The organism is Mesorhizobium sp. B3-1-8, from assembly GCF_006439495.1.
Taxonomy (GTDB): Bacteria; Pseudomonadota; Alphaproteobacteria; order Rhizobiales; family Rhizobiaceae; genus Mesorhizobium.
In genome coordinates this window covers 46003-71863 of the sequence record NZ_VFTK01000013.1, presented here as the reverse complement: position 1 = coordinate 71863, position 25861 = coordinate 46003, and the positions used below count along the sequence as shown (strand labels likewise).

Sequence of the window (25861 nt, the reverse complement as noted above, 5' to 3'; positions counted from 1 at the left end):
CCATGCAACACAAGCCTGACCACAAAGCCAGAAAACGGTTAAAAATCAGATCACCCAGGGTGCGTAGACCGGCCGGCTGACGGCGATCATCTCGGCGACGCGGCCGCGCTCGCGGCGCCTCGTTTCGACGATCTCGAAGGCCGTGTGGTCGGAAAGCAGCCGGCGTAGCGCCGAGGCGTTCATCCGGTGGCCGCCGCGATAGGAGCGGAAGCAGCCGATGAAGCGCGCGCCGGCCAGCGCCAGGTCGCCCATAGCATCGAGCGTCTTGTGGCGGGCGAATTCGTTGGGATAGCGCAGCCCGCCGACATTGATGACGCGGTTGTCGTCGCCGATGACCAGCGAGTTTTCCAGCGAGGAGCCAAGCGCGTAGCCGGCGGCCCAAAGCCGCTCGACGTCCTTCATGAAGCCGAAGGTCCGCGCCCGCGCGATGTCGCGGCGGAAGATGTCGGGATTGATGTCGGAAGCGAATTGCTGGCGGCCGATCGCCGGGCTCTCGAAATCGATCTCGACCTCGAATCGCGTGCCGTCATAGGGGCGGAACTCCGCCCAGGACGCACCGGCTTCCACCCGCACCGGCTTGACGACGCGGATGTAGCGACGCTTCACCGCCAGCGTCTCGATACCGGCCTGGTCGATGGCTTCGACGAAGGCCATGGCACTGCCATCGAGGATAGGGACTTCCGAACCGTCGATCTCGATGATGAGGTTGTCGATGCCGAGACCGAACACGGTGGCCATCAGATGCTCGACGGTGCCGATATGCTCGCCGGCCGGATCGCCAAGCATGGTGCAGAGATCCGTGGCGCCGACTTCGGCGACCAGGGCGCGGAACTCTCGGGCTTCGCCGCCGTTCGAAAGATGGAAGACAATGCCCGTGTCGGCGTCGGCCGGCAGGAAATGAACGGTGACGGTTTTGCCGCTATGAACGCCGATGCCAGCCAGCGTCGCGCGCGATTTCACTGTCGTCTGATAGTCGTGCAAGAGTAACCCCATACGCCCAAAATGCCTGCGTCCGCTCCATCGGCCTTGGGTATCTTGCAGCCAGTTGGATGTCTGGCGCTCGCACAAAGGCGGCAAAATAGTCAAGAGCATGCGGCTCTGTATGATCGGCAGGCAGGGCTACTCCCCGAATCCCGGCAAACCGACTTTAGTCCGTGGCGAAGATAATGGCCCGCTTTGGAGACTCCAAATCACGGTTTCTTTCCCCGTGTAACTACGGGACTGTGTCAGAAGCAGCTCATAAGCCGCTGTTTTCAATGAATTTTATAAAAGCAACAGGCAGACGATACCTCGTCTGCCTGTTAACAACCGTTATATATCGTTAACGATCGGCGGCCCGTATCGACGATCGGCGGTCCGCCGTATTGTCAGTTGGCCTGGCGGCGCAGGAAAGCCGGGATTTCCAGCTGGTCGTCTTCCTGGACAGTGCGGGCCTGCGGTGTCAGCCGGCCCTGATCGTCGAGCTGGCCGCGACGCGGCGCGTAGAGCTGCGGATCCTGGCTGGCGAGACGGCGCATCTCGGGCGCGGCCTGCCGCAGCTTCGGCTCGCGCGGCTGCGCCGGCTGGAGCCGGGCCGGCTCTTCCTCGCGGCGGGTCAGGCCGTTGGTCAGCCGCTTGATCAGCCCCATCGGACCGCTGTTCTCATGGTCCGCCGGCCGGGTCTTGGCTTCGACTTCAGCCCTTACCACCGGCGGAAAGTCCTCCACGCGCGGCATGCGCTGCGGGGCAGCGGCCATCGGCTGCGGCATCTCGCGCTGCGGCGCGGGCTGCTGCATGACCTGCTGCGGCACCACCGGCTGCGGCTGCGGCTGGGCCGGCGGGGCCTGGAAGATCTTGCTCTGCGGCCGGAAGTCGTCGACCGGCGCGGGGCGCGGCTGCGCCATGGCGGCAGCGTTCGCCTCGGCAAGCTGGATCGCCTCGGCGACCGGATCGGCCGCGCGCGGCTCGTAGGCCTGCGGCTGAACCGGCGCGGGGCGGATTTCGGCAACCGGAGCCGCCGCCGGGCGGGCGGCCGGCTTCTGCGGCGCGCGGATCGAGATCGGCGCAGCCGCGATTTCGGCCGCCGACTTGTCGATGCCGGTGGCGACGACCGACACGCGGATCACGCCTTCCAGCTCTTCGTCGAAGGTGGCGCCCAGGATGATGTTGGCGTCCTGGTCGACCTCCTCGCGGATGCGGGTCGCTGCCTCGTCGACTTCGAACAGGGTGAGGTCGCGGCCGCCAGTGATCGAGATCAGCAGGCCCTTGGCACCCTTCATCGAGGTTTCGTCGAGCAGCGGGTTGGCGATCGCGGCTTCCGCCGCCGCCATCGCGCGGCCCTCGCCCGAAGCCTCGCCCGTGCCCATCATCGCCTTGCCCATCTCGCGCATCACCGAACGGACGTCGGCGAAGTCGAGATTGATCAGGCCTTCCTTGACCATCAGGTCGGTGATGCAGGCGACGCCCGAATAGAGCACCTGGTCGGCCATGGCGAAGGCATCGGCGAAGGTGGTCTTGTCATTGGCCAGCCGGAACAGGTTCTGGTTGGGGATGACGATCAGGGTGTCGACGCATTTCTGCAGTTCCTCGATGCCCATGTCGGCCGTCTTCATGCGGCGCTGGCCTTCGAAATGGAACGGCTTGGTGACGACGCCAACGGTGAGGATGCCCTTCTCGCGCGCCGCGCGGGCAACGACCGGAGCAGCGCCCGTGCCGGTGCCGCCGCCCATGCCGGCGGTGACGAAGCACATATGGGTGTTGGAGAGATGATCGATGATCTCGTCGATGCACTCTTCCGCCGCCGCGCGGCCGACTTCCGGCTGCGAGCCGGCGCCGAGGCCTTCGGTGACATGCGCGCCGAGCTGGATCAGCCGCTCGGCCTTCGACATGGTCAACGCCTGCGCGTCGGTGTTGGCCACCACGAACTCGACGCCGCGCAGGCCGGCTGTGATCATGTTGTTCACGGCATTGCCGCCGCCGCCGCCGACACCGAACACGGTGATACGGGGCTTAAGCTCGGTGATGTCCGGCTTCTGCAGATTGATGGTCATTGTCTCCGTCCTTTGCCTTTCCCGCCGCCTCGCCGCTGCGGCCGCCTATGGGGCTGTCCCCGTCAAATTAAAAACTGTCTCTCAACCACTGACTCATGCGATGCAGTTTTCCGCCCGTCCCGGTCATCCTGAAACCGGAAAGTCCTTTCGCCGAATGGCTCTCGAAGCTCGCCATCTGCGGATAGATCATCAGTCCGACCGGGGTCGAGAACGCCGGTCCCTTGGCCGCCTCAGGCAGGCCCGCGACGCCGAGCGGCCGGCCGATGCGCACATTGCGCCCGAGGATGCGGCGCGCCGCTTCCGGCAGGCCGGCGAGCTGGCTGGCGCCACCGGTGAGCACGACGCGCTTGCCGACGGCATTGCCGTAGCCGGACTTGTTCAGCCGGTCGCGCAAAAGCTCCAGTGTCTCGTCGATGCGGGCGCGGATGATGCGCGTCATCACCGAGCGCGGAATCTGCAGCGGCACATCGCCTTCCTCGCCGATCGGCTGGATCGAGACGAGGTCGCGGTCGTCGGCGCTGCCGGGCAGCGCCGAGCCATGCATGACCTTCAGCCGCTCCGCGGCATCGAGCGAGGTCGACAGGCCCTTGGCCATGTCGAGCGTCACATGGTTGCCGCCGATGGCGATGGCGTCGCCGTGGACGAACTTGCCTTCCGAGAACACCGAGATGGTCGTCGTGCCGCCGCCCATATCGATGCAGGCGGCGCCCATTTCGAGCTCGTCGTCGACCAGCGAGGCAAGTCCGCTGGCATAGGGCGTCGCCACCATGCGCTCGACCGACAGGTGCGAGCGGTTGATGCAAAGCTCGAGGTTGCGCATCGGCGCGGCATCGCCAGTCAAGACATGCATGTCGACGCCAAGCGCATCGCCCACCATGCCGCGCGGGTCGCGTATGCCGCGCTCGCCATCGAGCGAGAAACCGACGGGCAGCGAATGGATCACCTCGCGCTCGGCCCGCAGCGCCTGCTTGGCACCGGCGGCGAGCACCCGCTTGATGTCGACTTCCTCGACCTGATGACCACCGAGATTGATCGTCGCCGAAAAGACTTCGCTCTTCAGCCGGCCGGCCGTCATGTTGACGATGAGGGAATCGACCGTGAGCCCGGCCATGCGCTCGGCCGCATCGACGGCAAGCCGGATGGCATGCTCGGCGCGATCGAGATCCACCACCACGCCGGACTTAACGCCTTGCGACTTCTGGTGGCCGATGCCGATCACCTGGATGCGATGCGAACGCCCACGCAGAAGCTTGCCGTCCTCGTTCGGCTTGAGCTTCGCCACGACACAGCAAACCTTGCTGGACCCGACATCGAGCACCGTGAGCGTGCCCGACCGGCGCGAAGAAGCGTCACCGCTGCCGCCAAGCCAGCTCATATCTTTCTCTCCACCTTGCGCTTGGCCAGGTTCTTCGGCTTTTCGCTGAGCGCGGCTTCGCGCTGCGTCGCCGCTTCCGGCGAAAGCTCCACGACCAGCCTGTCGGGGAGCCTCATGTCGACGGCGGCGATGTCGCGGGTCAGCAACCCGTTGTCATGGTCGAGCTTGACGAGCTCGGCGATCGCCTGGTCCTCGTCGTCTTCCGGCAGCTTGATCGTGATGCCGTTCTCAAGCCTCAGGTCCCAGCGGCGCTCGCCGACACGGATGTAACCTTTGACCCGCGCCGCCAGCGCGGGGTAGCGCTCGATCTTGGCGAGAAAGGCCGGCGCCATCGCCGGCGCGCCCGTGCCGATAATCAGCGGGAGCAGCGCCTGCTTGCCACCCGAGAACGGCGCGATCATCTCGCCCGACCGTTCGATGACAGAAACCGAGGTGCCCTGCTGCCAGAGCGCGAAGGGCCGGCGCTCCTCGATGCGCACTTCCAGCGTATGCGGGTAGATCTTGCGCACAGCAGCACCCTCGACCCATGGCAGCGTCGCGATGCGCTCGCGCGCAGCCTCGGCATCGAAGCCGATCAGCGAGGTCCAGCCGTCGAGGCCCAGCCGGTCCAGCACATCGATCTCGGACGTCTGGCGATTGCCGACCACCTTGATCTGGTCGACGGCAAAACCGGTACGGGCCGTGATGCCCTGCACGATGCTGTCGGTGTAGCCGCCAAGATAGGCGCCATAGGCGCTGCTGGATGCGATCAACGCGGCGGAAAGGATCGCCGCCGAAAAGCGCGGCGCCTCATACTCGCCGCCGCACAGGCGCGCCAGGACGCGCATCGGCCGGCGGAGCTGACGCGGCAATACGAAACGGTCGAATGACAGCGACATGCCGAACAGCGCGAAACCAGCCGCGCCACCGCCATTACCCTGTCCCCACCTCAACGCAGACACGAAGCGTCCTCCACCATCCAACTCAACAAATCGCCGAACGAGTGCCCCGCTTGCGCGGCGATTTCAGGCACCAGAGACGTCGGCGTCATGCCCGGCTGAGTGTTGACCTCGAGCCAGACAACCTCGCCGTTTTCGGAGTGACGGTCGTCGTAACGGAAGTCCGATCGGGAAACGCCCCGGCAACCAATGGCAAGATGAGCCTTGAGCGCCAGTGTCTGTATTTTTTGGTAAATATTCGGTGAAATTTTAGCAGGGATTTCGTGTTTTGATCCGCCGGGAACATATTTTGAATCGTAGTCGTAGAAGGAATGCCCGGTCGGAATGATCTCGCAGACGCCGAGCGCCACGTCGCCCATCACCGCGCAGGTCAATTCGCGCCCATGGATGTAGCGCTCGACCATGACGGTCTCGCCATATTGCCACTCGGTCGAACCGATCACCTGAGGCGGATGCGACTGCCCCTCATGCACGATGACCACGCCGAAGCTCGATCCCTCATTGACCGGCTTGACCACATAAGGCGGCCTCATCGGATGCTTGTTCTGGACAGCGAAGCGATTGACCACCTTGGATTCCGCGACCGGAATGCCGGACGCCTTGGCAATCTTCTTGGCCAGTTCCTTGTTCATGGCCAGCGCCGAAGGGAGCACGCCCGAATGGGTGTAGGGAATTCCGAGAAATTCGAGAATTCCCTGAATGGTGCCGTCCTCGCCGAACGGACCATGCAGCGCATTGAAGGCGACGTCGGGTTTGAGCTCGGCAAGCACAGACCCGACATCGCGCGAAACATCGACACGGGTGACCTGATAGCCTTCATTCTCGAGCGCATCCGCACACGCCTTCCCCGAGGACAGAGACACGGGCCGCTCCGAGGAGAATCCACCCAGGAGGACAGCCAAATGCTTGTTCTTCATTCCCGTCATCCCCTCTCACGCCGGGTCTGCACCGATATTCCCGCACAGTATTTCCAAACATTGAGTCCGAGTCTTCCGGCAGGTTGCCCCCCAGACGGAAAACGCGGATTCACGCGTCGAACGACTCAAATCAGGAAACGCTTTAGGGCAGAGAATCAGAGAGTTGATTCGCTGGCAAGTGCCTATGATTCCGAGAGATTCACTTTCCGCGAAAACAGCCGCAAAAAGTGAATTGTGAGTCATTAAGGCAACGGTTTGCGGCCATTTCAGACTGCTGGAAGTTCAAGTATCACATGAACTTCAGCCCAAGCTAAAGGAGCTGCCCGAGGAACTCCTGCACCGCATGGCCGGGGCGGAAATTGCCGAGGCGCTTGATCTCCCAGTGCAGCCGGATGCCGGAGTTCTCGAGCACCCGCGCCCGCACCGTCTCGCCGAGATATTCGAGGTCGTAGCCGGTGGCCGTGCCGGTGTTGATCATGAAGTTGCAATGCATCGGCGACATCTGCGCGCCGCCGATCATCAGCCCGCGGCAGCCCGCCTTGTCGATTTCCTTCCAGGCCGAGGTGCCTTCCGGATTCTTGAAGGTCGAGCCGCCGGTTTTCTCGCGGATCGGCTGCACCGTCTCGCGGTGGTTCTGCACGGCATCCATCGCGGTCTTGATCGCGGCCTTGTCTTCCGGAAACCCTTCGAAAATAGCCGAGGTGAAGATCAGGCCGGAAGGCGCGGATGAGTGGCGATAGGCATAGCCCATATCGTCAGTGAGCAGCGTATGGAGATTGCCCTTGCGGTCCAGCGCCCTCACCTCGACGACCCGCTCGCGGGTCTCGACGCCGTTGGCGCCGGCGTTCATCCTGAGCGCGCCGCCAATGGCGCCGGGGATGCCGTGGTAGAAATGGAAGCCGCCGATACCGGCCTCGTGGGCAACCGCTGCGAGGCGCTTGTCGGGCGTAGCAGCGCCCGCCTTGATGCCGATCGACGAAACAACTTCGGCCTCACCAAAACCCTTGGCCGAGAGCCTGATGACGAAGCCCGAAATGCCGCCGTCGCGCACCAGAAGGTTCGAGCCGACGCCGACCACCGTGACTGGCACCTCTTCCGGCACCGCGCTCAGGAAGGCCGCCAGGTCTTCCTCGTCAGCCGGCTGGAACAGCGCCTCGGCCAAGCCGCCGGCCCGGAACCAGGTGATCTTGTCCATCTCCGCGTTCGGCGTGATACGGCCGCGCAGGCCGGAAAGCTTGTCGCCGAGCTTGTCGATCAGGTCCTGGCCACGCATCATGAGGGCGTCCCACCCAGTTCCTTGGGCAGCGCATAGGCCCATTGCGTGATGTTGCCGGCCCCGAGGAAGACGACCAAGTCGCCGGGCTTGGCAAGCTCGCGAATGACTGGCGCGATCGCCGCCGCGCCATCGATATAGCGCGCGTCGCGATGGCCGCCCGAGCGGATGCGCGACACCAGCGCGTCGGAGGTCACGCCTTCGATGGGCTCTTCGCCTGCCGCATAGACCGGCGCCACCATCACCGTGTCGGCGTCGTTGAAGCAGACGGAGAACTCATCGAAGAGATCGTGCAGGCGGGTGAAGCGATGCGGCTGCGCGATGGCGATCACACGCCCCTTGGTCGCGCTGCGCGCGGCCTTCAGCACCGCCGCGATCTCGACCGGATGGTGACCGTAATCGTCGAACACCTCGACGCCGTTCCACGAACCGGTATGGGTGAAGCGCCGCTTGACGCCGGCGAAGGACGACAGGCCCTTCTTGATCGCCTCGGCCGAGAGACCAAGTTCATGCGCCACCGCGATCGCCGCCGTCGCGTTGGAGACGTTGTGCTGGCCCGGCATCGGCAGATGCAGGTCCTTTATCGAAGTCGTGCCCCGCCCCTTGCGATCGCGGATCACGACATCGAATTCGGAGATCGCGCCCTGCATCCGGTGGTTGGTGAAGCGCACATCGGCCTGCGCGTTCTCGCCATAGGTGATGACGCGCCGGTCCTCGATGCGGCCGACCAGCGCCTGCACTTCCGGATGGTCGGTGCACATCACGCCGAAGCCGTAGAACGGGACGTTCTCGACGAACTGGCGGAAGGCCTCGCGCACCTTGTCGAAGCTGCCATAGTGGTCGAGATGCTCGGGATCGATGTTGGTGACGACGGCAATGTCGGCCGGCAGCTTCAGGAAGGTGCCGTCGCTCTCGTCGGCTTCGACCACCATCCACTCACCATCGCCCATGCGCGCATTGGTGCCGTAGGCGTTGATGATGCCGCCATTGATGACGGTCGGGTCGAGCCCGCCGGCCTCGAGCAGCGTCGCCACCATGGAGGTGGTCGTCGTCTTGCCATGCGTGCCGCCGATGGCAACGGCCTGACGGAAGCGCATCAGTTCGGCCAGCATCTCGGCTCGGCGGACGATCGGCAGCAACTTTTCGCGCGCGGCTTTCAGCTCCGGGTTGGATTTCTTGATAGCGGTCGAAACGACCACGACTTCGGCGTCGCCGAGATTCTCGGCCTTGTGGCCGACGAAGCATTCGATGCCCTTGTCGCGCAGCCGCTGCACATTGGCGCCGTCGGTCTGGTCGGACCCTTGCACCTTGTAGCCGAGATTGTGCAGCACCTCGGCGATGCCGCTCATGCCGATGCCGCCGATGCCGATGAAATGCACAAGGCCGATCGTCTGCGGCATCTTCATGCGCGTGTCCTCCTGTAGTCCGAAACCGTTTTGCCGGACGCAATAGCCTCTGTCAGATCGGCGAGCAACTGCGCCGCGTTCGGTTTCCCGGCCGAGCGGGCAGCGGCGGCCATGGTCGCCAGCCGGTTCGGAGCCTTCATCAGCCCACCGACCAACTCGGCGATCCGCTCGGCCGACAGCGTCGATTGCGGGTGGAGTTCGGCCCCGCCGGCGGCGGCAAGGGCCGCGGCATTCGCCGCCTGGTCGTGATCGAGCGCGTGCGGATAAGGCACCAGCAGCGCCGGCCGGCCGATGACGGCGATTTCCGAAACCGTCGAGGCGCCGGAGCGCGACATCACCAGATGCGCCGCCCCCATGCGCGCCGCCATGTCGGTGAAGAAGGGCGAAACCTGGACGTCGACGCCGAGTTCGGCATAGGCGGCCTTCACCCGCGCCACATCCTCGGCGCGCGCCTGCTGGGTAATCGCCAGCCGCTTGCGCTGGTCTTGCGGCAAAAGCGCGATCGCTGCTGGAACCGCATCGGAAAAGAACTGCGCGCCCTGGCTGCCGCCGAACACCAGGAAACGGAACGGCTCGCCCTCGTTCGGTACCACGTAAGGCGTCTTCGCCGCCTCGAGGACCTGCGGCCTGACCGGATTGCCGGTGGTCACCGTCTTTGCGCCGTCAGCGCTGGCGCCCTCCGGCAGGAAGCCGCCGGCAATCGCATCGACGCGGCTGGCAAGCGCCTTGTTGGCGCGGCCCATGACAGCGTTCTGCTCATGGATCAGCGTCGGCACTCTTCGCCTTGTCGCCGCATAGAGCGGCGGCAGCGTCGGATAGCCGCCGAAGCCGACGACCGCCTCCGGCTTGATCCTGGCGATGATCCTTCCCGCTTCGCGCACGCCCTGCCAGATTTTCCAGAAGGTCGAGATCACGGCGACCGGATTCCTCGATCCCAGCGTCGCCGAGGCGATCGCGTGGATGTCGGCGGCGGGAAACTGGCCGGAATAACGCTCGGCGCGACGGTCGGTGGCGAGATGCACCTTCCAGCCGCGTTCGATCAGCTCATGCGCCAGCGCCTCGGCCGGAAACAGATGTCCGCCCGTTCCGCCGGCTGCAAGCAGGATCACACCCTTTGCCATCCTGCCTCATTCCGCCGGCATTGCGCGCTGCGAGAGGACGAAGCCCATCTGCTTGCGCTTTTCCGGACGCTTGCGCGTCAATGCGAGCACCATGCCCATCGAGACGGCGATGGCGATCTGCGAGGACCCGCCATAGGAAATGAAGGGCAGCGTCATGCCCTTGGCCGGCATCAGCTGCAGGTTCACGCACATGTTGATGGCCGATTGCAGGCCGAAGACGGTGACGAGGCCGCCAACCGCGTAGCGGGTGAAATCGTCTTGCTCTTTGAGCGCGATGCTCAGTCCCCGCAGCACGATGAAGGCGAAGATCGACATGATGAAGAAGCACATGATCAGCCCGAACTCCTCGCCCGCGACCGAGAAGACGAAGTCGGTATGAGCATCCGGAACAATGCGCTTGACGGTTCCTTCGCCCGGCCCAACGCCGAACCAACTGCCGTTGATGAGTGCCTCGCGGCCCATGTCGACCTGGAAGGTATCGCCTTCGCCGGTCAGAAACTTGTCAATGCGCAAGGCGACGTGCGGGAACACCGAATAGGCCGCGAACAGGCCGCTCGCCCCAATGACGCCGAGGACCATGATCCACAGCCACGGCAGGCCGGCCATGAAGAACATGACACCCCATGTGCCGGTCACCAGCATGGTCTGGCCGAGGTCGGGCTGAGCGACCAGCAGAGAGACCACCAGCACAAGCAGCAGGAGGGCGAACAGGTTGCCGGGAATATCGGGTTGGCGCTTATGCTCGGCAAAGAGCCAGGCGCAGATGACGACGAAGGCCGGCTTCAGGAACTCGGATGGCTGAATGGAAAGCCCGGCAAGCGACACCCAGCGCCGCGCCCCCTTCACCTCGACGCCGACGTAGAGCACCGCCACCATCAGCACCAGCATGATGCAGAGCATCACCAGCGACATGCGCCTTATCTGCCGCGCCTCCAGGAAGGAGACCGCAAGCATGACGATCAGCGCGGGGATGGTGAAGATGACCTGTCTGGTGGCGAAGTGAAAGCTGTCGAGGCCGATACGCTCGGCCACAGCGGGGCTCGCCGCGAAGGACAAGATAATGCCAAGCCCCATCAGCGACAGGAACGCGGCCAGGAACCAGCGATCGATCGTCCACCACCAGGTTGCGACAGGACTTTTGTCGAGACGGCTTTGCATCAACGTGGCCCTCCGATGGGTTTCACACCATCTATAGCAGTCGCAGCTTGCCTGAAGGCTTCGCCGCGAACTTCGAAATTCTTGAACTGGTCGAAACTGGCGCAGGCCGGCGAAAGTAGCACCACGGCCTCGCCGCCGGTGTCCTTTGCCGCGTCGGCGGCGGCATGCTCCACCGCCGCCGCCAGCGTTCCGGATATCTCGTAAGGCACCGTCTCGCCGAGCGTCGCCGCAAAGGCGGGCGCCGCCTCGCCGATCAGATAGGCCTTGGCGATGCGCGGGAAGAAGCCGCGCAGCGGCTCGATGCCGCCTTCCTTGGGCAGGCCGCCGGCGATCCAGTAGATACGGTTGGCGAAGCTCGATAGCGCGGGCGCTGCAGCATCGGCATTGGTCGCCTTGGAATCGTTGACGAACAGCACATGGTCCTTGCGGCCGACCTGCTCCATGCGGTGCGCCAGCCCGGGGAAGCTTTCGAGCCCGGCCTGGATCTCGCCGAGATCAAGCCCGACCTTCAGGCAGGCGACAACGGCGGCCAGCGCATTCTGCGCATTGTGCTGGCCGCGCAGCGAGCCGATGCCTTCGAGGAAGGCGACGCGGCTGTAGCGGCCATGCGCGGCTTCCATCAGATTGGTGCCGTCTGCGAAATAGCCGTCGGTCAGTGGCAGGCGCTTGGAAATGCGGATCACCTGCCGGCCGGCGCGCTCCAGGCGGTCGGCGATCTGGGCGCACCAGGAATCGTCGACGCCGATGATCGCGGTGTCTGAGCCGGCGACCAGCCTTTCCTTGATTGAGGCGTAATGCGCCATCGTGCCATGCCGGTCGAGATGGTCCGGCGTCAGGTTGAGCAGGATGCCGGCGGTCGGATTGATCGAGGGCGCGAGATCGATCTGGTAGGACGAGCACTCGACCACATAATGCCGTGTCGGCTCGGGCGGATCGAGCGTCATGATGGCACGGCCGATATTGCCGCCCATCTGCGTGTCGCGGCCCGCCGATTTCAGGATATGCGCCGTCAGTGCCGTCGTCGTGGACTTGCCGTTGGTGCCGGTGATCGCGACGAAAGATGCTGCCGGCGCGCGGCTGATGCGCTCGCGGCAGAACAGCTCGATATCGCCGATGACCTCGACGCCGGCGCCGCGCGCGAGCTCCACCGTCCAATGCGGCTTGGGATGCGTCAGCGGTACCCCTGGCGACAAAACGAAGGCGGCGAAGTGCTGCCAGTCGGCGGCGTGCAGATCGCCGGTCGCAATCCCCGCAGCCGCCGCCTTGGCGACGCTGTCCGGATTGTCGTCCCACGCCAGCACCTCGGCGCCCCCCGCGATCAGCGCATGCGCGGTGGCGATCCCCGAGCCGCCAAGCCCGAAGAGCGAAACGCGTTTGCCTGAAAAGGAAAAGGCGGGGACCAAGCGGTGTCCTATCTCAGCTTGAGGGTGGAGAGGCCGACCAGCGCCAGGATGACGGCAATGATCCAGAAGCGGATCACCACCTGGCTTTCGGTCCAGCCGAGCTTTTCGAAATGGTGATGGATCGGCGCCATCAGGAAAACGCGCTTGCCGGTCATCTTGAAGTAGCCGACCTGGATGATGACCGACAGGATCTCGACCACGAACAGGCCGCCGACGATGACCAGCACGATCTCGTGCTTGGTGGCGACCGCGATGGTGCCGATCAGCCCGCCCATCGCCAGCGAGCCGGTGTCGCCCATGAAGATCGCGGCCGGCGGCGCGTTGAACCAGAGGAAGCCAAGGCCCGCGCCGATCACCGCGCCGAGCACGACGGCGAGCTCGCCGGTGCCGGGAACGAAGTGGATCTGAAGATATTCGGCGAAGACCGCGTTGCCCGAAAGATAGGCGATGACGCCGAAGGACGCCGCCGCGATCATGATCGGCACGATCGCCAGACCGTCGAGGCCGTCGGTCAGGTTCACCGCATTGCCGGCGCCGACGATGACGAAGCAGGAGAACGGGATGAAGAACCAGCCGAGGTTGATGAGGAATTCCTTGGCGAAGGGGAAGGTCAGCGACGACGAGAACGGCGCCTGGCCGTTGTGCATGATCACCCACGCGGCGATTGCCGCGACGATGAACTCGATCGCCAGCCTTGCTTTGCCGGAGAAGCCCAGATGCGACTGCTTGGTGACCTTGAGATAGTCGTCGTAAAAGCCGATCGAGCCGAAGCCGACGGTGACCAGCAGCACCACCCAGACATAGATGCTGGACAAGTTAGCCCATAGGAGCGACGAACCGATGATGCCGGACAGGATCATCAGCCCGCCCATGGTCGGCGTTCCGGCCTTCTTGAAATGGGTCTGCGGGCCATCGGCGCGGATCGGTTGGCCCTTGCCTTGCCGCAGGCGCAGCGAATTGATGATCGTCGGCCCGAAGATGAAGACGATCAGCGCCGACGTGATCAGCGCGCCGCCGGTGCGAAAAGTGATGTAGCGGAAGACGTTGAAGAACGAGATTTTGTCCGCGAAATCGACGAGCAATGTGAACATGGTTTTTTCCGTCCCCCGGAGCCCGACCTAGGTCGGCTTAATGTTTGTGGCTTCCGCCGGAAATTTGCCGAGCAATGCCTCGACCAGCTTTGAAAACCCGATGCCTTTCGACGATTTGATCATCACCACGTCGCCGGGCCTGAGCGCGGAGATCACGATCGGCTTCAGCTCTTCCGCTTCCGATCGATACTCGGTTGCGATGTCTGACGGCAGGACGTCGGCCAGCGCCTGCATTTCCGGCCCGCCGAGAAAGACGTTGCGCGTGCCCGTGCCGACGATCAGCCCGGCAAGCGCCGCGTGGAGCTTGGCCGAATGGCTGCCGAGCTCCAGCATGTCTCCGAGCACCGCGATGCGCCGGCCCTCGCCCGAGACAGGCGTAGCGTTGAGCAGCGCCATGGCCGCCGCCATCGACGCCGGATTGGCGTTGTAGCTTTCGTCGATCAGCGTGATCGGCCCGTTGGGATGATGCAGGACATGGCGCCGGCCCCGCCCGCGCTCGGCCGAAAGATCCGCAAGCGCAGCCGCGACCTTGTCGAGGTCTGCACCGACCAGTTGCGCGGCGCCGAGCACCGCCAGCACGTTCTGCACGATATGGCGGCCGGGCGCCCCGACACGAGCCGTCAGGTCTTTCTTGCCGATCTTGACGGCGATGTCGGAATGGTCGGCATGAAGCTCGCAGCCGACAAGGCGGAACGCCGAGCGGACATTTTCGCCGAAGCCGAAGACATGCTCGACGCCCGCCTCTTTCGCCATTTTGCCGAGCAGGTTCCAGCGTGGATCGTCGCGGTTGAGCAGCGCGGCGCCACCTGGCTCGATCCCCTCGAAAATCTCGGCCTTGGCCATGGCAATCTCGTCGAGATTCTTGAAGAAGCCGAGATGAGCGGCGGCAATGATCGTCACGATGGCGACATGCGGCCTGACCATCTTTACCAGCGGCCGGATCTCGCCCGGATGGTTCATGCCGATCTCGAAGACAGCATAGTCGCAGTCCTGCGGCATGCGCGCCAGCGTCAGCGGCACGCCCCAATGGTTGTTGAATGACTGCGCCGAAGCATGCACCTTGCCGACCCCCGACAGCACGTGGCGCAGCGCTTCCTTGGTGGTCGTCTTGCCGGCCGAGCCCGTGACCGCGATGATCCTGGCCTTCGAGCGGGCTCGGGCGGCCACACCGAGCTTCTCGAGAGCCGCAAGCACGTCCTGCACGACGATCATCGGCGCCGTCAGCCGACCGAGCGAGGGCAGCTTGCCCTCGGCGACGACCAGCACGGCCGCTCCGGCCTTGACCGCCGCGGTCGCGAAATCATGGCCGTCCATCGCTTCGCCCTTGATGGCGAAGAAGGCATTTCCCGGCTCCAGGCTGCGGCTGTCGATCGAAATGCCGGTGATGCCTTCCGGCAGCGAGCCGATCGGCCTGCCGCCTATGGCTTCGACCAGCGCTTCCGACGTCCACAGTAAACTCATGCGACGCGCTCCTTGAGCGCCTCGCGCACTTCCTCATGGTCGGAGAAGTGGAAGGTTTCGGTGCCGACGGTCTGGCCTTCCTCATGCCCCTTGCCGGCGACGATGAGCGTGTCGCCGGCGCGAAGCATCGCAACCGCCTCGTGGATTGCCTTGCGGCGATCGCCGATCTCGATGGCGCCCGGCGCCGCTGCGAGGATCGCCCCGCGGATCGTTTCGGGCACTTCCGTGCGCGGATTGTCGTCGGTGACGATGACGATATCGGCGAGCCGCGTCGCGATCTCGCCCATGATCGGCCTTTTTCCCCGATCGCGGTCGCCGCCGCAGCCGAACACCACGACGACGCGACCCGTGGTGAAAGGCCGGACCGAGGTCAGCACATTCTCCAGCGCATCGGGCTTGTGCGCGTAGTCGACATAGACGGGGGCCCCGGCGGCGGTGGTGCCGACGAGGTCGAGCCGGCCCGGCGCGCCCTGCAATTTTTCCAGTGCCGCCAGGGCTTTGCTTGCCGGCGTTCCGGTCGAGATGGCGAGGCCGGCCGAGACCAGCGCGTTGGCGATCTGGAAATCGCCGGCCAAAGGCAGGTCGACCTCGTGCAGCACGCCATCCGCCACGACCTCGGCGCGCTGGCGATGGCGCTCATGCTCGACCCGCTTGAGTGTCAGGAAATCGCCATGACGACCGACGGTCAACACCTTCAGGCCCGCCGCCTTTGCGGCCTTGATCGTGGGCTCCGACCACGGGTCGTCGGCAAAGACGATCGCGGGGGCGGCCTTCGGCAGCAACGTGTCGAACAGGCGCAGCTTGGCGCGGTGATAATCCTCGACCGTCGGATGATAATCCATGTGGTCGCGGCCGAGATTGGTGAAAGCGCCGGCCGCCAGCTTCACGCCGTCGAGGCGGCGCTGGTCGAGACCGTGGCTCGAGGCTTCCATCGAGGCGTGGGTAACGCCGGCATCCGCCAGTTCCTTGAGCAGTCGGTGCAGCGCCACCGGATCGGGCGTCGTCAGTGAGCCATATTCGTTGCGGCCGGGCGCAACGACACCGGTCGTGCCGATCGAAGCGGCGGCAAAACCCGCCTGCTCCCAAATCTGGCGGGTGAAGGCCGCGACGGATGTCTTGCCGGCAGTGCCGGTGACGGCAACCATGGTCTGCGGCTGGCGCCCGAAGAAGCGCGCCGCGCTGAGCGCCAGCGCCAGGCGCGGATCATCGACGGCGAGAACCGGAACCGACAGGCCGGAGACGGTCGTGCCCCGGCCGGTGACGATCGCCGCGGCGCCTCGGGCCGCGGCATCAGCCGCATAGGTCGAGCCGTCGGCCTTGCTGCCGGCAAGGGCGAAGAAGACGACGCCGGTCTTGACCGAGCGGGAATCGGAGGAAAGTCCGGTCACCTCCAGATCGCGGGAAGCTGTTCCCTCGACAGGCAGGATGCCGGCTAGATCTTTTAGATGCATTGAGTCCCGTTCACCGCAACAAAATAGCGCGCAGTTGCCGGCGCGCCCCAAGAATCACTGATAGGAAACCAGCGTTGCACCATTTTCATGGCTGAAATCTGGCTTCACGCCAAGCATGGCCGCTGAGCGCCTGATGATGTTGCCGGCCATAACCCCCGCATTGTTGGCGGCAACGTCCGTCATCCCGGGCTTTTCCGGATGCGGGGCGTCGGCGATCGTGAACACCAGAAATTGCGGATCGTCCATCGGGAAGGCGGCGACGAAGGTGTTGAAATTCAAGTCCTTGGAGTAGCGGCCGTTGATGACCTTCTCGGCCGTTCCGGTCTTGCCGCCAACGCGGTAGCCGGGGACCCTGGCATTTCTGGCCGAGCCCTTCTCGGCGTTGAGCGTATAGAGGTAGCGCATGCCTTCGACCGTCTTGTCGCTGACCACTTTCTTGGCCACCGCCATTGCATCCTGCTCGCTGCGCACCAGAAATGTCGGCTCGATCAGATAGCCCTGCATCAGCGCCGCGCAGCCGACGGCAGCCTGCAGAGGCGTCGTCGACACGCCATGGCCGAAGGCGATGGTGAACGAGTTGACCTGTTTCCAGACCTTGGGTTCGGTCGGGCGGGCGACTTCCGGCAGTTCGGTCTGCATCCTGTCCAGAATGCCGAGGCGGTGCAGGAATTCGCGGTGCCCCTCGATGCCGACCAGTTCGGCCTCCCTGGCCGACCCGATGTTGGACGAATAGAGGAACACTTCCGGCAGCGACAGCACCCGGTTCTTGCCATGGAAATCGTGGATGGCCTGATGGCCGACCCGGATCGGATGCGACGCGTCGAAGCGGCTGTTCATCGTCGCCTTGCCCGAATCGAGCGTCATGGCCGAGGTGAAGCTCTTGAAGGTCGAGCCCATCTCGTAGAGACCGGCCGACATACGGTTCAGCCGGTCTTTTTCCTGGGCGTTGTACGGATTGTTCGGGTCGAAGTCCGGCACCGAGGCCATGGCCATCACTTCGCCCGTCTTGATGTTCAGCACGACGGCGCCGGCGCCCAGTGCGCGATAGCGCTCCAGGCCGGCGGCGATCTCGTCGCGCACCACATGCTGGACGCGCAGATCGATCGAAAGCTTGACCGGCTTGAGATCCTTGGCCACCGCGAGCCCCGACGCCTGCAGGTCGCTCAGCCCCTGCTCGTCGATATACTTCTCCATGCCGGAGATGCCCTGGTTGTCGATGTTGGTGAGGCCGACGATATAGGACGACGTCTCGCCGCTCGGATAGAAACGGCGCTTTTCGGTGCGGAAGCCGAGGCCGGGAACGCCGAGCGCCATGATGTCGGATTGCTGCTTCGGCGTCAGCTGCCGCTGCAGCCAGACGAAGCCGGCGCCACTCTTGAGCTTGCGATAGGTCTGCTCGTAATCGATCTCCGGCAGCACCGTCGAGAGTTTCTCGATCGCTTCGTCGGCGTCGACGATGCGGCGAGGCTCGGCAAACAGCGACGCCGTCTTGATGTCGGTCGCCAGCACCTCGCCATTGCGATCCACGATATCCGGACGCGATGCCGTGACCCGGTTCTCCGGGCCGCCGGAAAGATCGGGATTCTGCATGCCGAGATAGACGAGCCTGCCGGCAATGGTCGAATAGATGGTGAAGAACACCGCCATCGTCATGACGATGCGCGTCTTGGCCTTGCCGCCAGTCGCCTTGCGCGCGGCGTCGACGACGATCGAGCCATCCTCAGCCTGCTTCTTCCGGCGCTTCAGCAGGTTGCCGATCCTTGGAAGCCCACCGATCATTGAACGGTGCTCCCGGTGACCACCGGATCCTTGTCTTCAGATGGCTCCTTCCCGGAATTGTCGGCCATGCCGCCAAGCCGCTGCGAGGAGAGGTCCTCGATGGTCAGGGGTTTCACGGGGATGTCGTCGAGGCTGCCGATCTGGTGCGCGTTGACCGGTTCGAGCCCGAGCTGGCTCTTATAGACATCGGCAAGCTTCTGCAGCCGCGACGGCTGGGTGAGCAGGCTCCAGTCCGCCTTGAGGAGATCGATCGTCTCTTCCTCGTAGTGGATCTGCGCCTGGATCTTCTGCACAGCCGCCTGTTGTTCTTCGGCTTCGCGCTTCGTCTTGTAGGTCAGGGCGGCGGCCGAGACCATGACGGCGATCAGGACTATGTCGCTGGTACGAAACACGTGCTCACCTCTCTCCCGGCCGCTCGACGGCGGGAAGCTTTGGAAGGCCGAAAATCGAAAAGTCGCCGGCGCGCGCCGGGGCATCGGTGCGTATCGCCGCGCGCAGCCTGGCCGAGCGCGCGCGCGGATTGGCCTCCGTCTCGGCCTCTCCCGGCGTCACGCCGCCGCCGGCCTTGCGGAAGGTGGCAATGCGCACGGGCGCGTCGGGCATATGCCGCGAGCCGCTGGCTGCTTCGGAACGATCGGCGATGAAGCGCTTGACGATGCGGTCTTCCAGCGAATGGAACGTCACCACGGCCAGCCGTCCGCCGGGCTTGAGCACCCGTTCGCCGGCAAGCAGCGCCCGCGCCAGTTCGCCAAGCTCGTCATTGACGAAGATGCGCAGCGCCTGGAAGACGCGCGTGGCCGGATGGATCTTGTCCTTCGGCGCGCGGCCGATATGGGTGGCGATGGCGTCGCCCAGATCGAGCGTGCGCTCGAAAGGCCTCTTCTCGCGCCGGCTTTCGATCATGCGCGCGATGCGGCCGGCATGGCGCTCCTCGCCGAGAAAGCCGAAGATACGCGCAAGGTCGCCCGCCTTGAAGGTGTTGACGACATCGGCGGCGGAGAGACCCGCCTGCGCCATGCGCATGTCGAGCGGCCCGTCGGCGCGAAACGAAAAGCCGCGCTCGGCTTGGTCGAGCTGCATGGAGGAAACGCCGATGTCGAGCACCACGCCATCGGCGCTCTCGACATGCTCGTCCAGCGTCGAGAACGGCGCCTGGACAAGCCTCAGTCGGCCGCCTGCCCGTTCTTCGAGCGCCCTGCCCGCCGCGATTGCGTCCGGGTCGCGGTCGATGGCAACGACGGAAGCGCCGCGATCGAGGATGGCGCTGGTGTAGCCGCCGGCGCCGAATGTCCCGTCGACGATCGTCTCGCCGGCCTTCGGTGCGAGCGCGTCGAGCACCTCGGCAAGGAGGACCGGAATGTGACGGGCCAGTCCGCCAACGGCGTGAGGGTCATCGCCGTGGCCAGCCATCATTCCGATCGCTCCCCGGGCTTCGTCCCCTGCCGAAGCTGCAAAAGCCTGGCCCGCGCCTGCGCCCCATAGGCGGCAAGCCGTCCCGGCTCCCAGACTTGAAAGAAATTGCCGCGGCCGACAAAGGCCACCTCGTTCGAGATGCCCGTATGCTCGCGGATGAAATCGGTCATGGTGATGCGGCCGTCCTGGTCCAGCTTCAGAAACGTCCCGTCGCCATGGCAGAAGAACGACATGTCGTCCGCCGTCTGCAGGAACGGGTCCTCCAGCGCGATCCGCTGCTCGTAGCGGTCGAGCAGGTCGAGCCCACCGACATCCATCGCCGACAGGTCCAGGCAGCGCAGCGCGTAGAGTTCCGAATAGCCGCGTTTCTGCACCACGGCGCGGAAATGCGCCGGAACGGACACCCGTCCCTTCGCATCGATCCTGCTCACCGTGTTCGACAGAAACCGGTCCAATAGACTCTACAGCCGCTGGCGCCGCTGCACCCCTCATGTTGTTCTCCGCGCCCTCGCCGCGCTTGCGGCAAATCGCTTCATTCACCGGGGCGAAAACCGACAAACGCACAGCCGCCGCGGCTGCCCGATTGGCGTACGCTTCACCCTGACGCGGAACGAAAGCTTGATGATGCGAATGGGATATCATGGGGCACTATGGGCGTCAACGGGAATAGGTATCACAAACGCGCACCACAACCACAAAGCGCAGGCTGAAGGCACGTCTCGTCTTTATCGTCTATTAAGCCTAACGAAGCGTTTAGAGCCCTCTGGCCCAAAAAGACGCGGCTTGATGCGCACAGCCGGCGCGCATAGCGTCCGTTGAGGTTTTCTGCCCTAGCCAAGGATCCAACTGATGTCCGACACTGCGAAGTCACGCGCCGCGACACTTGCCCATCTGCGCAGCGCCGATTTCGCCAAGGGCGATCCCATCCCCTTGCCGCTGACCATGGCTTCGATCTTCCACGCGCCGGGCGACGCGACGGGCTTCGATCAATACGGCCGCTTCAGCAACCCGACCTGGCATGCGGTCGAGCATGCGCTTGGCCATCTGGAAGATGCGCAATGCGTTGCCTTCCCGTCGGGAATGGCCGCGATTTCCGCGGCTTTCTTTGCACTCGTCAAATCGGGCGACCGCATCCTGTTGCCATCGGACGGCTATCACACGACGCGCGCGCTGGCCGAGCGTTTCCTGAAACCGCTCGGCGTCGCTTATGACGTAAGGCCGACGGCAAGCATGCTCGATGGCGGCTTCGCCGGCTACCGGGCGGTCTTCGTCGAAAGTCCGTCGAACCCGCGGCTGGACATCTGCGACATCACCGCGGTCGCCAAAGCCGTGCATGCGCAAGGGGGGACCTTGATCGTCGACAACACGACCATGACGCCCTTCGGCCAGCGCCCGCTCGACCTTGGCGCGAACATTGTGGTTTCGGCCGACACCAAGGCGATCAATGGCCATTCCGACGTGCTCTTCGGCCATGTCGCCAGCCGCGATCCGGACATTGTCGCCAGGGTGAAGGATTGGCGCGAGACGGCCGGCGGCATCCCCGGTCCGTTCGAGGCCTGGCTCGTGCATCGCGGCCTCGAAACGCTGGAAGTGCGCTTCGACCGCATGTGCTCGTCGGCCGAAACGATCGCGCGCCGCCTGAAGGACCATCGCGCCGTCAGCGGCCTGCGCTTTCCGGGACTCGAAGGCGATGCCTCGCACAATCTGGCGCGCGCCCAGATGGAGCGCTTCGGCTTCCTGATTTCCTTTGAACTCGCCTCCGAAGAACAGGCCGAGGCGTTCATCGACGGCTGTCGGCTTATCGAAGCGGCAACGTCCTTCGGCGGCGTGCACACATCGGCGGAGCGGCGCTCGAAACGCGGCGATGCCGTGCCGCCCGGCTTCGTTCGCCTGGCGATCGGCTGCGAGCCGGTCGAGGAACTGTGGCAGGCGATTGAGGCGTCGCTGGATAGGATCGGCGCCTAGCCTGCCCATCACGTCAGATCGCCAGCCTCGATTTCGCGCCGGCCATGAAGGACGCGGAGAATTTGGACCGTGTCCTCGCCGACACGGTAAAAGGTGAGATATTCGCCAACGATGAGATGGCGAATGCCCGGAGCAATATCGTCGCGTAAGGGACCAGATGACGGATAGATGGCGAGTTGCTGCCAACGGTTTTCGATGCGATCGAGCAATCGGTCCGCTGCGGCTTCGCTATCGCGCGCAACATACTGCCAGATCGCGATCAAATCCTCTTCGGCGTGCGAGGTTCGAACGATGCGCAGCAAGTGTCATACCGCTCCGCCAGACCGAAAGCGCTTGCGCGCCTCAGCTTTGATTTCTTCCATAGATTCGAACCGGCCGGGCCCGCTGTCGATCCCCTCCTGCACCAGTTTCCGCAGCTCTTCGACGCTGTAGCCGAGCAGATCGCGCCGCTCCTTCCATTGCCTGAGCGCATCGCGGATCACTTCGCTGGCCGAGGCGTATTCGCCAGCCGCGACCACATCGTCAACCGCGGCTGCCAGCTCCGGCGAAAGTGTGATGCTGCGTTTGTCGACCTGGCCCATGATGCGCTCCTGTTCCTCCTTCAAGGTACGATTTAATCGCACCAGCTTCAAGGAACAGGTCATCGCGTTCAGGGCGATTGCGCCGCACGTTGAATCAAAAGGCCCGCCTTCCGGCGTAACCTTCTGATTTCGTGCCGCTACCGCACTTTGGAAAAATGCCAGCTGGCCTGTAAGCCGGGTTCTGTATGGCCCTCACCTTGCGGCGAGAACGTGGCGGCCATTCATCTTGGGCGCATGTTGCCATGCGCCTCACGCAACCTACCCGGACGGTGGGCCGGAAACAGCCCTCGAAGGTTTCCCCTCGCACCGCCCCTATTCGGTTTTGCTCCCGGTGGGGTTTGCCCTGCCGCTCCTGTCGCCAGTCGCGCGGTGGGCTCTTACCCCACCCTTTCACCCTTGCCCCGGCAAATGCCGTGGCGGTTTGCTTTCTGTGGCACTTTCCCTGGGGTCGCCCCCGCCGGCCGTTAGCCGGCACCGTGTCTCCATGGAGCCCGGACTTTCCTCACCCGCAACCTTTCGGTTCTCGCGGGTGCGGCCGCCCGGCCAGCTGGTAAGCGCGTATAAAGGTGTTCCCGCCCGAAAACGCAAACGAAAAAGCGCCCGGATGCGCGGCGGTTTGGGACAACGACGTGCACGAAGCAGATACGCGTTGCCCAAATCCACTTCGGTGGGCCGGCTTAAGCCGGCGAACCCAGCGCCGCCATCTGCACCTTCACCTTGCTGCAATAAGCGGCCGAAACCGGATTCATCCGCCTGGCGCCGTGACCGGCATTGTATTTCAGGATTGTGCCGCAGGTGGTGCCGCCGCCGAGACCCTGCGCCATCGCAAGATACTTCATGCCGAATTTGATGTTGGTGTCGGGATCGAACAGTCCCTTGGTCGAACCGGTATAACCCATCATGCGCGCCGTGGCCGGCTTGATCTGCATGAGGCCGATCTCGCCGGCGCTTCCGACCATGCTCGGCCTGTAGTTGCTTTCGATCTTGATGACGGCTTTGGCCAGCGACACCGGCACGCCGTAGCTTGCGGCATAGCGGGCAACGATCGCCGAATATTGGCCCCCGCCGGCCGCGGCGGGTGCCGCCGGTGCGATCTTGCCGGTGTTGATCGAAGCGGTCGTGGTCAGATCGATCGCCTTTCTGCCGCGTCTGGCACGCTTAGCCGTCGATTTCCCCGCCCTGATCGCGGCGGCTTTCTGCACCTTTGCCGGGGCTCTCTTGATCTTTGGCGTTTTGCTGCCCGGTACAGCCTTGCTCGTTAAGGGGGCAGCGGCAAGGCCATTATCCGCCCGAAGGCTTAAAGGGGCGCTGCTTGCCGGATTGAAGGCAAAACTTATCACTCCGGCAGCAACAGCTGCCGCTACAACGGTCAATTTTTGCATGTAGTCCTGTTCTGTTAGAACCGCGCGAAGAACTTCTCGCAGTTGTGCCAATTCAACATCGGATCATCCGGGGGGATAGATGCCCGACGACTTGCGGGAGAGGCATTTGAAGGCGGAATTGGCGGCAATGAAGGCGACGCAATTCACTTTAAATGACAGATTGTAATTTAAGGAACTTATCGCGACCCTTTGGCGGGGGCTGCCTTTACGGAAGCGAGGAGCCTTTCCAGCGTGCGGAGCGTCGAATTGTCCGCTGCACCATCCACCAGCCGCCGCCGGAAATGTCGCTGGAAGGCCGCTACCACGATTTCCGTCCGCTTGTCGTAGACACCCGACATCTCGACGCCATAGCCATAGAGCGCCAGCATCGATTGCAGCGCCTCGACATCGGCGCCTATGTCGCCGGCCTTGAGTGCGGCGCCGGGCTTTATAGGCGCCGCCGGCACGAGGTGGCCGACGCCCGCCACGAACAGCGCCTTCCACGGAAATTTTTCGCCAGGGTCGACCTTGCGGCCCGGGGCCACGTCCGAATGCGCGAGCACCCTTGCCGCGGGGATCGAATAACGGTTCACGATGCCCGCGCACAACTCGACCACGGCATCGATCTGTCGCTTCGGAAAAGCCTTGTAGCCCAGCGAATGCCCGGGGTTGACGATCTCGATGCCGACCGAACAGGAGTTGATGTCGGTACGCCCGAGCCAGGAACTCTTGCCGGCATGCCACGCCCGGTCGCTCTCGCGTACCATTTGGACGATGCGGCCGTCCTCATGAACGAGATAATGCGAGGATACTTCGCTCGCCGGGTCACACAGCCACGCCTCGGCGCCGGCCCCGCTTGCCATGCCGGTATAATGCAGCACGATCATGTCGGGTCGAAGCGTCTCGCGGCGCGGACCGAAATTCGGCGACACCCGGACCTCGGCGCCTGGCTGGTCGGGCAGGAACCCGCTCATACGTGTCTGAGGCCCCGCTCGATCATCTCATAGGCGGCGTTGATCGCCGCGACCCTGGTCGTGGCGATCTTGATGAATTCCTGCGGCAAGCCGCGTGCGATCAGCCTGTCGGGATGATTGTCCGAGATGAGCTTGCGGTAGCGTTTCCTGATCTCCTCGAACGGCTTGCCGCGCTCGATGCCCAGAACGACATAGGGGTCGGCGGCGCCGAGATCGACGTGCCGCGACAGGATCGCTTCGTAATGCGCCTCGTCGATCCGGAAGATCTCGGCGATGCGATGCAGGAACTGACCCTCATGCTCATGAATGAGGCCATCCGCCTTGGCGATATGGAACAGGCCGTCGAGGATATCTTCCAGCATCATGCAGTTGGCATGGCCGGACCCGCAGAGCTGCGCCATGCGCTGGGCATAGATCTCGAAGCCGGCGACGTCCTGCTTGGCGATGTCGTAAAGCCGCGCCACGTTGCGTGTCTCGCTCGGCGGCACTTCGAAGATTTCCTGGAAGGCGCGAACCTCATCCTGCGTGACGATGCCGTCGGCCTTGGCCATCTTGGCCGAGAGCGCGATCATGGCCACGGAGAAGGCCACGCGCCGGCGCAGATCCGGATCGCCCGAAAACACGGTGCGCACGGCTTCCACGACATCCGCGACGCCCGAGGACGCCGACGACGAAACACGAGCGATGAAGTCGCCAAGACGGTCCCAAATCGACATGCCGGCTTCATAGTGCGAACCGGGCGGTTCTATCAAGCCTGGACGATGCCGCAGGCGATCCGCTGCGCGGGATCGAGGGCGAAAAGGGAAGGCCGGCAAGGCCGGCCTTCCTCGATATTGTCTGTCAGGCTCTTACTGCGCAGGCGCGGCAGGAGCCGGATTTGTTGCCGGAGCCGGTTCAGCGGGCTTCGAAGCGTCGGGCGAAGCCGGCTTCATGGGCTGCTCGTTGGCCGGCGGATTGGTGCTTTGCGTGGTGGTATTGTCGGTGCCGGTGCCACTGTCGCTGCAAGCCGCGACCCCCAGCAGGGCGAGCGCCGAAACAGACGCCAGAATGAGCTTCTTCATGATATCTCTCCTTCAACAGACGCTCACATTTCGGTGAGCGGTCGCAAGAGAAATGCATCAGCAGGCCCGCCGGTTTCGTAACGTTGCATTTCCATGTGTAACAT

At 64.2% G+C, this 25861-nt stretch carries 24 protein-coding genes and 1 other RNA gene; 1 reads left to right on the top strand and 24 read right to left on the bottom strand.

Going from position 1 to position 25861, the window contains the following annotated elements; translation table 11 throughout:
- Positions 1 to 45: 45 nt before the first annotated feature.
- The 17 genes from lpxC to mraZ form a co-directional block, all read right to left on the bottom strand.
- Entirely contained in the window at positions 46 to 993 is a 948-nt protein-coding gene (lpxC, locus tag FJ424_RS14285; protein ID WP_140657421.1) for a UDP-3-O-acyl-N-acetylglucosamine deacetylase, read from the bottom strand.
- A 374-nt stretch (positions 994 to 1367) separates the two neighbouring features.
- A complete protein-coding gene (ftsZ, locus tag FJ424_RS14280; protein ID WP_140657423.1) occupies positions 1368 to 3029 on the bottom strand; it encodes a cell division protein FtsZ in 1662 nt (553 codons plus the stop codon).
- A gap of 67 nt (positions 3030 to 3096) precedes the next feature.
- Complete coding sequence (gene ftsA / locus FJ424_RS14275; RefSeq protein ID WP_140657425.1) at positions 3097 to 4404, bottom strand: cell division protein FtsA; 1308 nt, start codon at positions 4402 to 4404, stop codon at positions 3097 to 3099.
- Positions 4401 to 5345, bottom strand: a complete 945-nt coding sequence (locus tag FJ424_RS14270; RefSeq protein WP_140657427.1) for a cell division protein FtsQ/DivIB — start codon at positions 5343 to 5345, stop codon at positions 4401 to 4403. Before FJ424_RS14270 ends, ftsA begins: the two co-directional genes overlap by 4 nt.
- Positions 5333 to 6259: a D-alanine--D-alanine ligase gene (locus FJ424_RS14265; RefSeq protein WP_140657429.1), complete on the bottom strand. Its 927-nt coding sequence runs from the start codon at positions 6257 to 6259 to the stop codon at positions 5333 to 5335. Before FJ424_RS14265 ends, FJ424_RS14270 begins: the two co-directional genes overlap by 13 nt.
- A gap of 310 nt (positions 6260 to 6569) precedes the next feature.
- Positions 6570 to 7535 (bottom strand): UDP-N-acetylmuramate dehydrogenase, encoded by a 966-nt coding sequence (gene murB, locus FJ424_RS14260; protein ID WP_140657431.1) that lies wholly within the window; start codon positions 7533 to 7535, stop codon positions 6570 to 6572.
- Positions 7532 to 8938 carry a UDP-N-acetylmuramate--L-alanine ligase gene (gene murC, locus FJ424_RS14255; protein WP_140657433.1) on the bottom strand — a complete coding sequence of 469 codons (1407 nt, stop codon included), beginning with the start codon at positions 8936 to 8938 and terminating at the stop codon, positions 7532 to 7534. Before murC ends, murB begins: the two co-directional genes overlap by 4 nt.
- Entirely contained in the window at positions 8935 to 10059 is a 1125-nt protein-coding gene (murG, locus tag FJ424_RS14250) for an undecaprenyldiphospho-muramoylpentapeptide beta-N-acetylglucosaminyltransferase (RefSeq protein ID WP_140657435.1), read from the bottom strand. The genes murC and murG overlap by 4 nt, the downstream gene beginning before the upstream one ends.
- Positions 10060 to 10065: 6 nt before the next feature.
- A complete protein-coding gene (gene ftsW, locus FJ424_RS14245) occupies positions 10066 to 11217 on the bottom strand; it encodes a putative lipid II flippase FtsW (protein WP_140657437.1) in 1152 nt (383 codons plus the stop codon).
- Positions 11217 to 12620, bottom strand: coding sequence for a UDP-N-acetylmuramoyl-L-alanine--D-glutamate ligase (murD, locus tag FJ424_RS14240; protein WP_140657439.1), 1404 nt, complete (start codon positions 12618 to 12620; stop codon positions 11217 to 11219). Before murD ends, ftsW begins: the two co-directional genes overlap by 1 nt.
- Before the next feature lie 8 nt (positions 12621 to 12628).
- Entirely contained in the window at positions 12629 to 13711 is a 1083-nt protein-coding gene (gene mraY / locus FJ424_RS14235) for a phospho-N-acetylmuramoyl-pentapeptide-transferase (RefSeq protein ID WP_140644041.1), read from the bottom strand.
- Positions 13712 to 13738: 27 nt separating this feature from the next.
- On the bottom strand, positions 13739 to 15172 hold the full coding sequence (locus FJ424_RS14230) for a UDP-N-acetylmuramoylalanyl-D-glutamyl-2,6-diaminopimelate--D-alanyl-D-alanine ligase (RefSeq protein WP_140657440.1): 1434 nt from the start codon (positions 15170 to 15172) through the stop codon (positions 13739 to 13741).
- Positions 15169 to 16623: a UDP-N-acetylmuramoyl-L-alanyl-D-glutamate--2,6-diaminopimelate ligase gene (locus FJ424_RS14225; RefSeq protein ID WP_140657441.1), complete on the bottom strand. Its 1455-nt coding sequence runs from the start codon at positions 16621 to 16623 to the stop codon at positions 15169 to 15171. Before FJ424_RS14225 ends, FJ424_RS14230 begins: the two co-directional genes overlap by 4 nt.
- A gap of 54 nt (positions 16624 to 16677) precedes the next feature.
- The gene (locus FJ424_RS14220; RefSeq protein WP_140657443.1) at positions 16678 to 18402 is read right to left on the bottom strand and encodes a penicillin-binding protein 2; all 1725 of its coding nucleotides are present in this window, start codon (positions 18400 to 18402) and stop codon (positions 16678 to 16680) included.
- Positions 18399 to 18794 carry a hypothetical protein gene (locus FJ424_RS14215; protein WP_140657445.1) on the bottom strand — a complete coding sequence of 132 codons (396 nt, stop codon included), beginning with the start codon at positions 18792 to 18794 and terminating at the stop codon, positions 18399 to 18401. Before FJ424_RS14215 ends, FJ424_RS14220 begins: the two co-directional genes overlap by 4 nt.
- A gap of 4 nt (positions 18795 to 18798) precedes the next feature.
- Positions 18799 to 19815 carry a 16S rRNA (cytosine(1402)-N(4))-methyltransferase RsmH gene (gene rsmH / locus FJ424_RS14210; RefSeq protein ID WP_140657447.1) on the bottom strand — a complete coding sequence of 339 codons (1017 nt, stop codon included), beginning with the start codon at positions 19813 to 19815 and terminating at the stop codon, positions 18799 to 18801.
- Entirely contained in the window at positions 19812 to 20270 is a 459-nt protein-coding gene (gene mraZ, locus FJ424_RS14205) for a division/cell wall cluster transcriptional repressor MraZ (RefSeq protein WP_140644023.1), read from the bottom strand. The genes rsmH and mraZ overlap by 4 nt, the downstream gene beginning before the upstream one ends.
- Positions 20271 to 20664: 394 nt before the next feature.
- On the opposite strand from mraZ, the gene FJ424_RS14200 reads away from it, so the two are divergent.
- Entirely contained in the window at positions 20665 to 21780 is a 1116-nt protein-coding gene (locus FJ424_RS14200; protein ID WP_140657449.1) for a cystathionine gamma-lyase, read from the top strand.
- 8 nt (positions 21781 to 21788) lie between these two features.
- On the opposite strand, the gene FJ424_RS14195 is transcribed toward FJ424_RS14200, so the two are convergent.
- The 7 genes from FJ424_RS14195 to FJ424_RS14165 form a co-directional block, all read right to left on the bottom strand.
- Positions 21789 to 22082 carry a type II toxin-antitoxin system RelE/ParE family toxin gene (locus tag FJ424_RS14195; protein ID WP_140657451.1) on the bottom strand — a complete coding sequence of 98 codons (294 nt, stop codon included), beginning with the start codon at positions 22080 to 22082 and terminating at the stop codon, positions 21789 to 21791.
- 3 nt (positions 22083 to 22085) lie between these two features.
- Positions 22086 to 22361: a type II toxin-antitoxin system ParD family antitoxin gene (locus FJ424_RS14190; RefSeq protein WP_140657453.1), complete on the bottom strand. Its 276-nt coding sequence runs from the start codon at positions 22359 to 22361 to the stop codon at positions 22086 to 22088.
- Positions 22362 to 22515: 154 nt separating this feature from the next.
- An RNA gene (rnpB, locus tag FJ424_RS14185) (RNase P RNA component class A) lies at positions 22516 to 22912 on the bottom strand.
- A gap of 126 nt (positions 22913 to 23038) precedes the next feature.
- Positions 23039 to 23743 (bottom strand): transglycosylase SLT domain-containing protein, encoded by a 705-nt coding sequence (locus FJ424_RS14180; protein WP_140657455.1) that lies wholly within the window; start codon positions 23741 to 23743, stop codon positions 23039 to 23041.
- Positions 23744 to 23919: 176 nt separating this feature from the next.
- Positions 23920 to 24696, bottom strand: coding sequence for an N-acetylmuramoyl-L-alanine amidase (locus FJ424_RS14175; RefSeq protein ID WP_140657457.1), 777 nt, complete (start codon positions 24694 to 24696; stop codon positions 23920 to 23922).
- On the bottom strand, positions 24693 to 25412 hold the full coding sequence (locus FJ424_RS14170) for a DnaJ family molecular chaperone (protein ID WP_140657459.1): 720 nt from the start codon (positions 25410 to 25412) through the stop codon (positions 24693 to 24695). The genes FJ424_RS14175 and FJ424_RS14170 overlap by 4 nt, the downstream gene beginning before the upstream one ends.
- A gap of 132 nt (positions 25413 to 25544) precedes the next feature.
- Positions 25545 to 25757, bottom strand: a complete 213-nt coding sequence (locus tag FJ424_RS14165) for a hypothetical protein (protein WP_027168700.1) — start codon at positions 25755 to 25757, stop codon at positions 25545 to 25547.
- Positions 25758 to 25861 lie beyond the last annotated feature (104 nt).

What these genes read in the sequence shown, in the direction of transcription:
- FJ424_RS14225 (WP_140657441.1), bottom strand. Translation starts at nt 16,623, where the DNA reads ATGCATCTAAAAGATCTAGCCGGCATCCTGCCTGTCGAGGGAACAGCT.
- ftsZ (WP_140657423.1), bottom strand. Translation starts at nt 3,029, where the DNA reads ATGACCATCAATCTGCAGAAGCCGGACATCACCGAGCTTAAGCCCCGT.
- FJ424_RS14190 (WP_140657453.1), bottom strand. Translation starts at nt 22,361, where the DNA reads ATGGGCCAGGTCGACAAACGCAGCATCACACTTTCGCCGGAGCTGGCA.
- FJ424_RS14220 (WP_140657443.1), bottom strand. Translation starts at nt 18,402, where the DNA reads ATGATCGGTGGGCTTCCAAGGATCGGCAACCTGCTGAAGCGCCGGAAG.
- murC (WP_140657433.1), bottom strand. Translation starts at nt 8,938, where the DNA reads ATGAAGATGCCGCAGACGATCGGCCTTGTGCATTTCATCGGCATCGGC.
- FJ424_RS14180 (WP_140657455.1), bottom strand. Translation starts at nt 23,743, where the DNA reads ATGCAAAAATTGACCGTTGTAGCGGCAGCTGTTGCTGCCGGAGTGATA.
- ftsA (WP_140657425.1), bottom strand. Translation starts at nt 4,404, where the DNA reads ATGAGCTGGCTTGGCGGCAGCGGTGACGCTTCTTCGCGCCGGTCGGGC.
- lpxC (WP_140657421.1), bottom strand. Translation starts at nt 993, where the DNA reads ATGGGGTTACTCTTGCACGACTATCAGACGACAGTGAAATCGCGCGCG.
- FJ424_RS14265 (WP_140657429.1), bottom strand. Translation starts at nt 6,259, where the DNA reads ATGAAGAACAAGCATTTGGCTGTCCTCCTGGGTGGATTCTCCTCGGAG.
- FJ424_RS14200 (WP_140657449.1), top strand. Translation starts at nt 20,665, where the DNA reads ATGTCCGACACTGCGAAGTCACGCGCCGCGACACTTGCCCATCTGCGC.
- mraY (WP_140644041.1), bottom strand. Translation starts at nt 13,711, where the DNA reads ATGTTCACATTGCTCGTCGATTTCGCGGACAAAATCTCGTTCTTCAAC.
- murB (WP_140657431.1), bottom strand. Translation starts at nt 7,535, where the DNA reads ATGATGCGTGGCCAGGACCTGATCGACAAGCTCGGCGACAAGCTTTCC.
- FJ424_RS14170 (WP_140657459.1), bottom strand. Translation starts at nt 25,412, where the DNA reads ATGTCGATTTGGGACCGTCTTGGCGACTTCATCGCTCGTGTTTCGTCG.
- rsmH (WP_140657447.1), bottom strand. Translation starts at nt 19,815, where the DNA reads ATGATGGCTGGCCACGGCGATGACCCTCACGCCGTTGGCGGACTGGCC.
- murG (WP_140657435.1), bottom strand. Translation starts at nt 10,059, where the DNA reads ATGGCAAAGGGTGTGATCCTGCTTGCAGCCGGCGGAACGGGCGGACAT.
- FJ424_RS14165 (WP_027168700.1), bottom strand. Translation starts at nt 25,757, where the DNA reads ATGAAGAAGCTCATTCTGGCGTCTGTTTCGGCGCTCGCCCTGCTGGGG.
- ftsW (WP_140657437.1), bottom strand. Translation starts at nt 11,217, where the DNA reads ATGCAAAGCCGTCTCGACAAAAGTCCTGTCGCAACCTGGTGGTGGACG.
- FJ424_RS14175 (WP_140657457.1), bottom strand. Translation starts at nt 24,696, where the DNA reads ATGAGCGGGTTCCTGCCCGACCAGCCAGGCGCCGAGGTCCGGGTGTCG.
- FJ424_RS14230 (WP_140657440.1), bottom strand. Translation starts at nt 15,172, where the DNA reads ATGAGTTTACTGTGGACGTCGGAAGCGCTGGTCGAAGCCATAGGCGGC.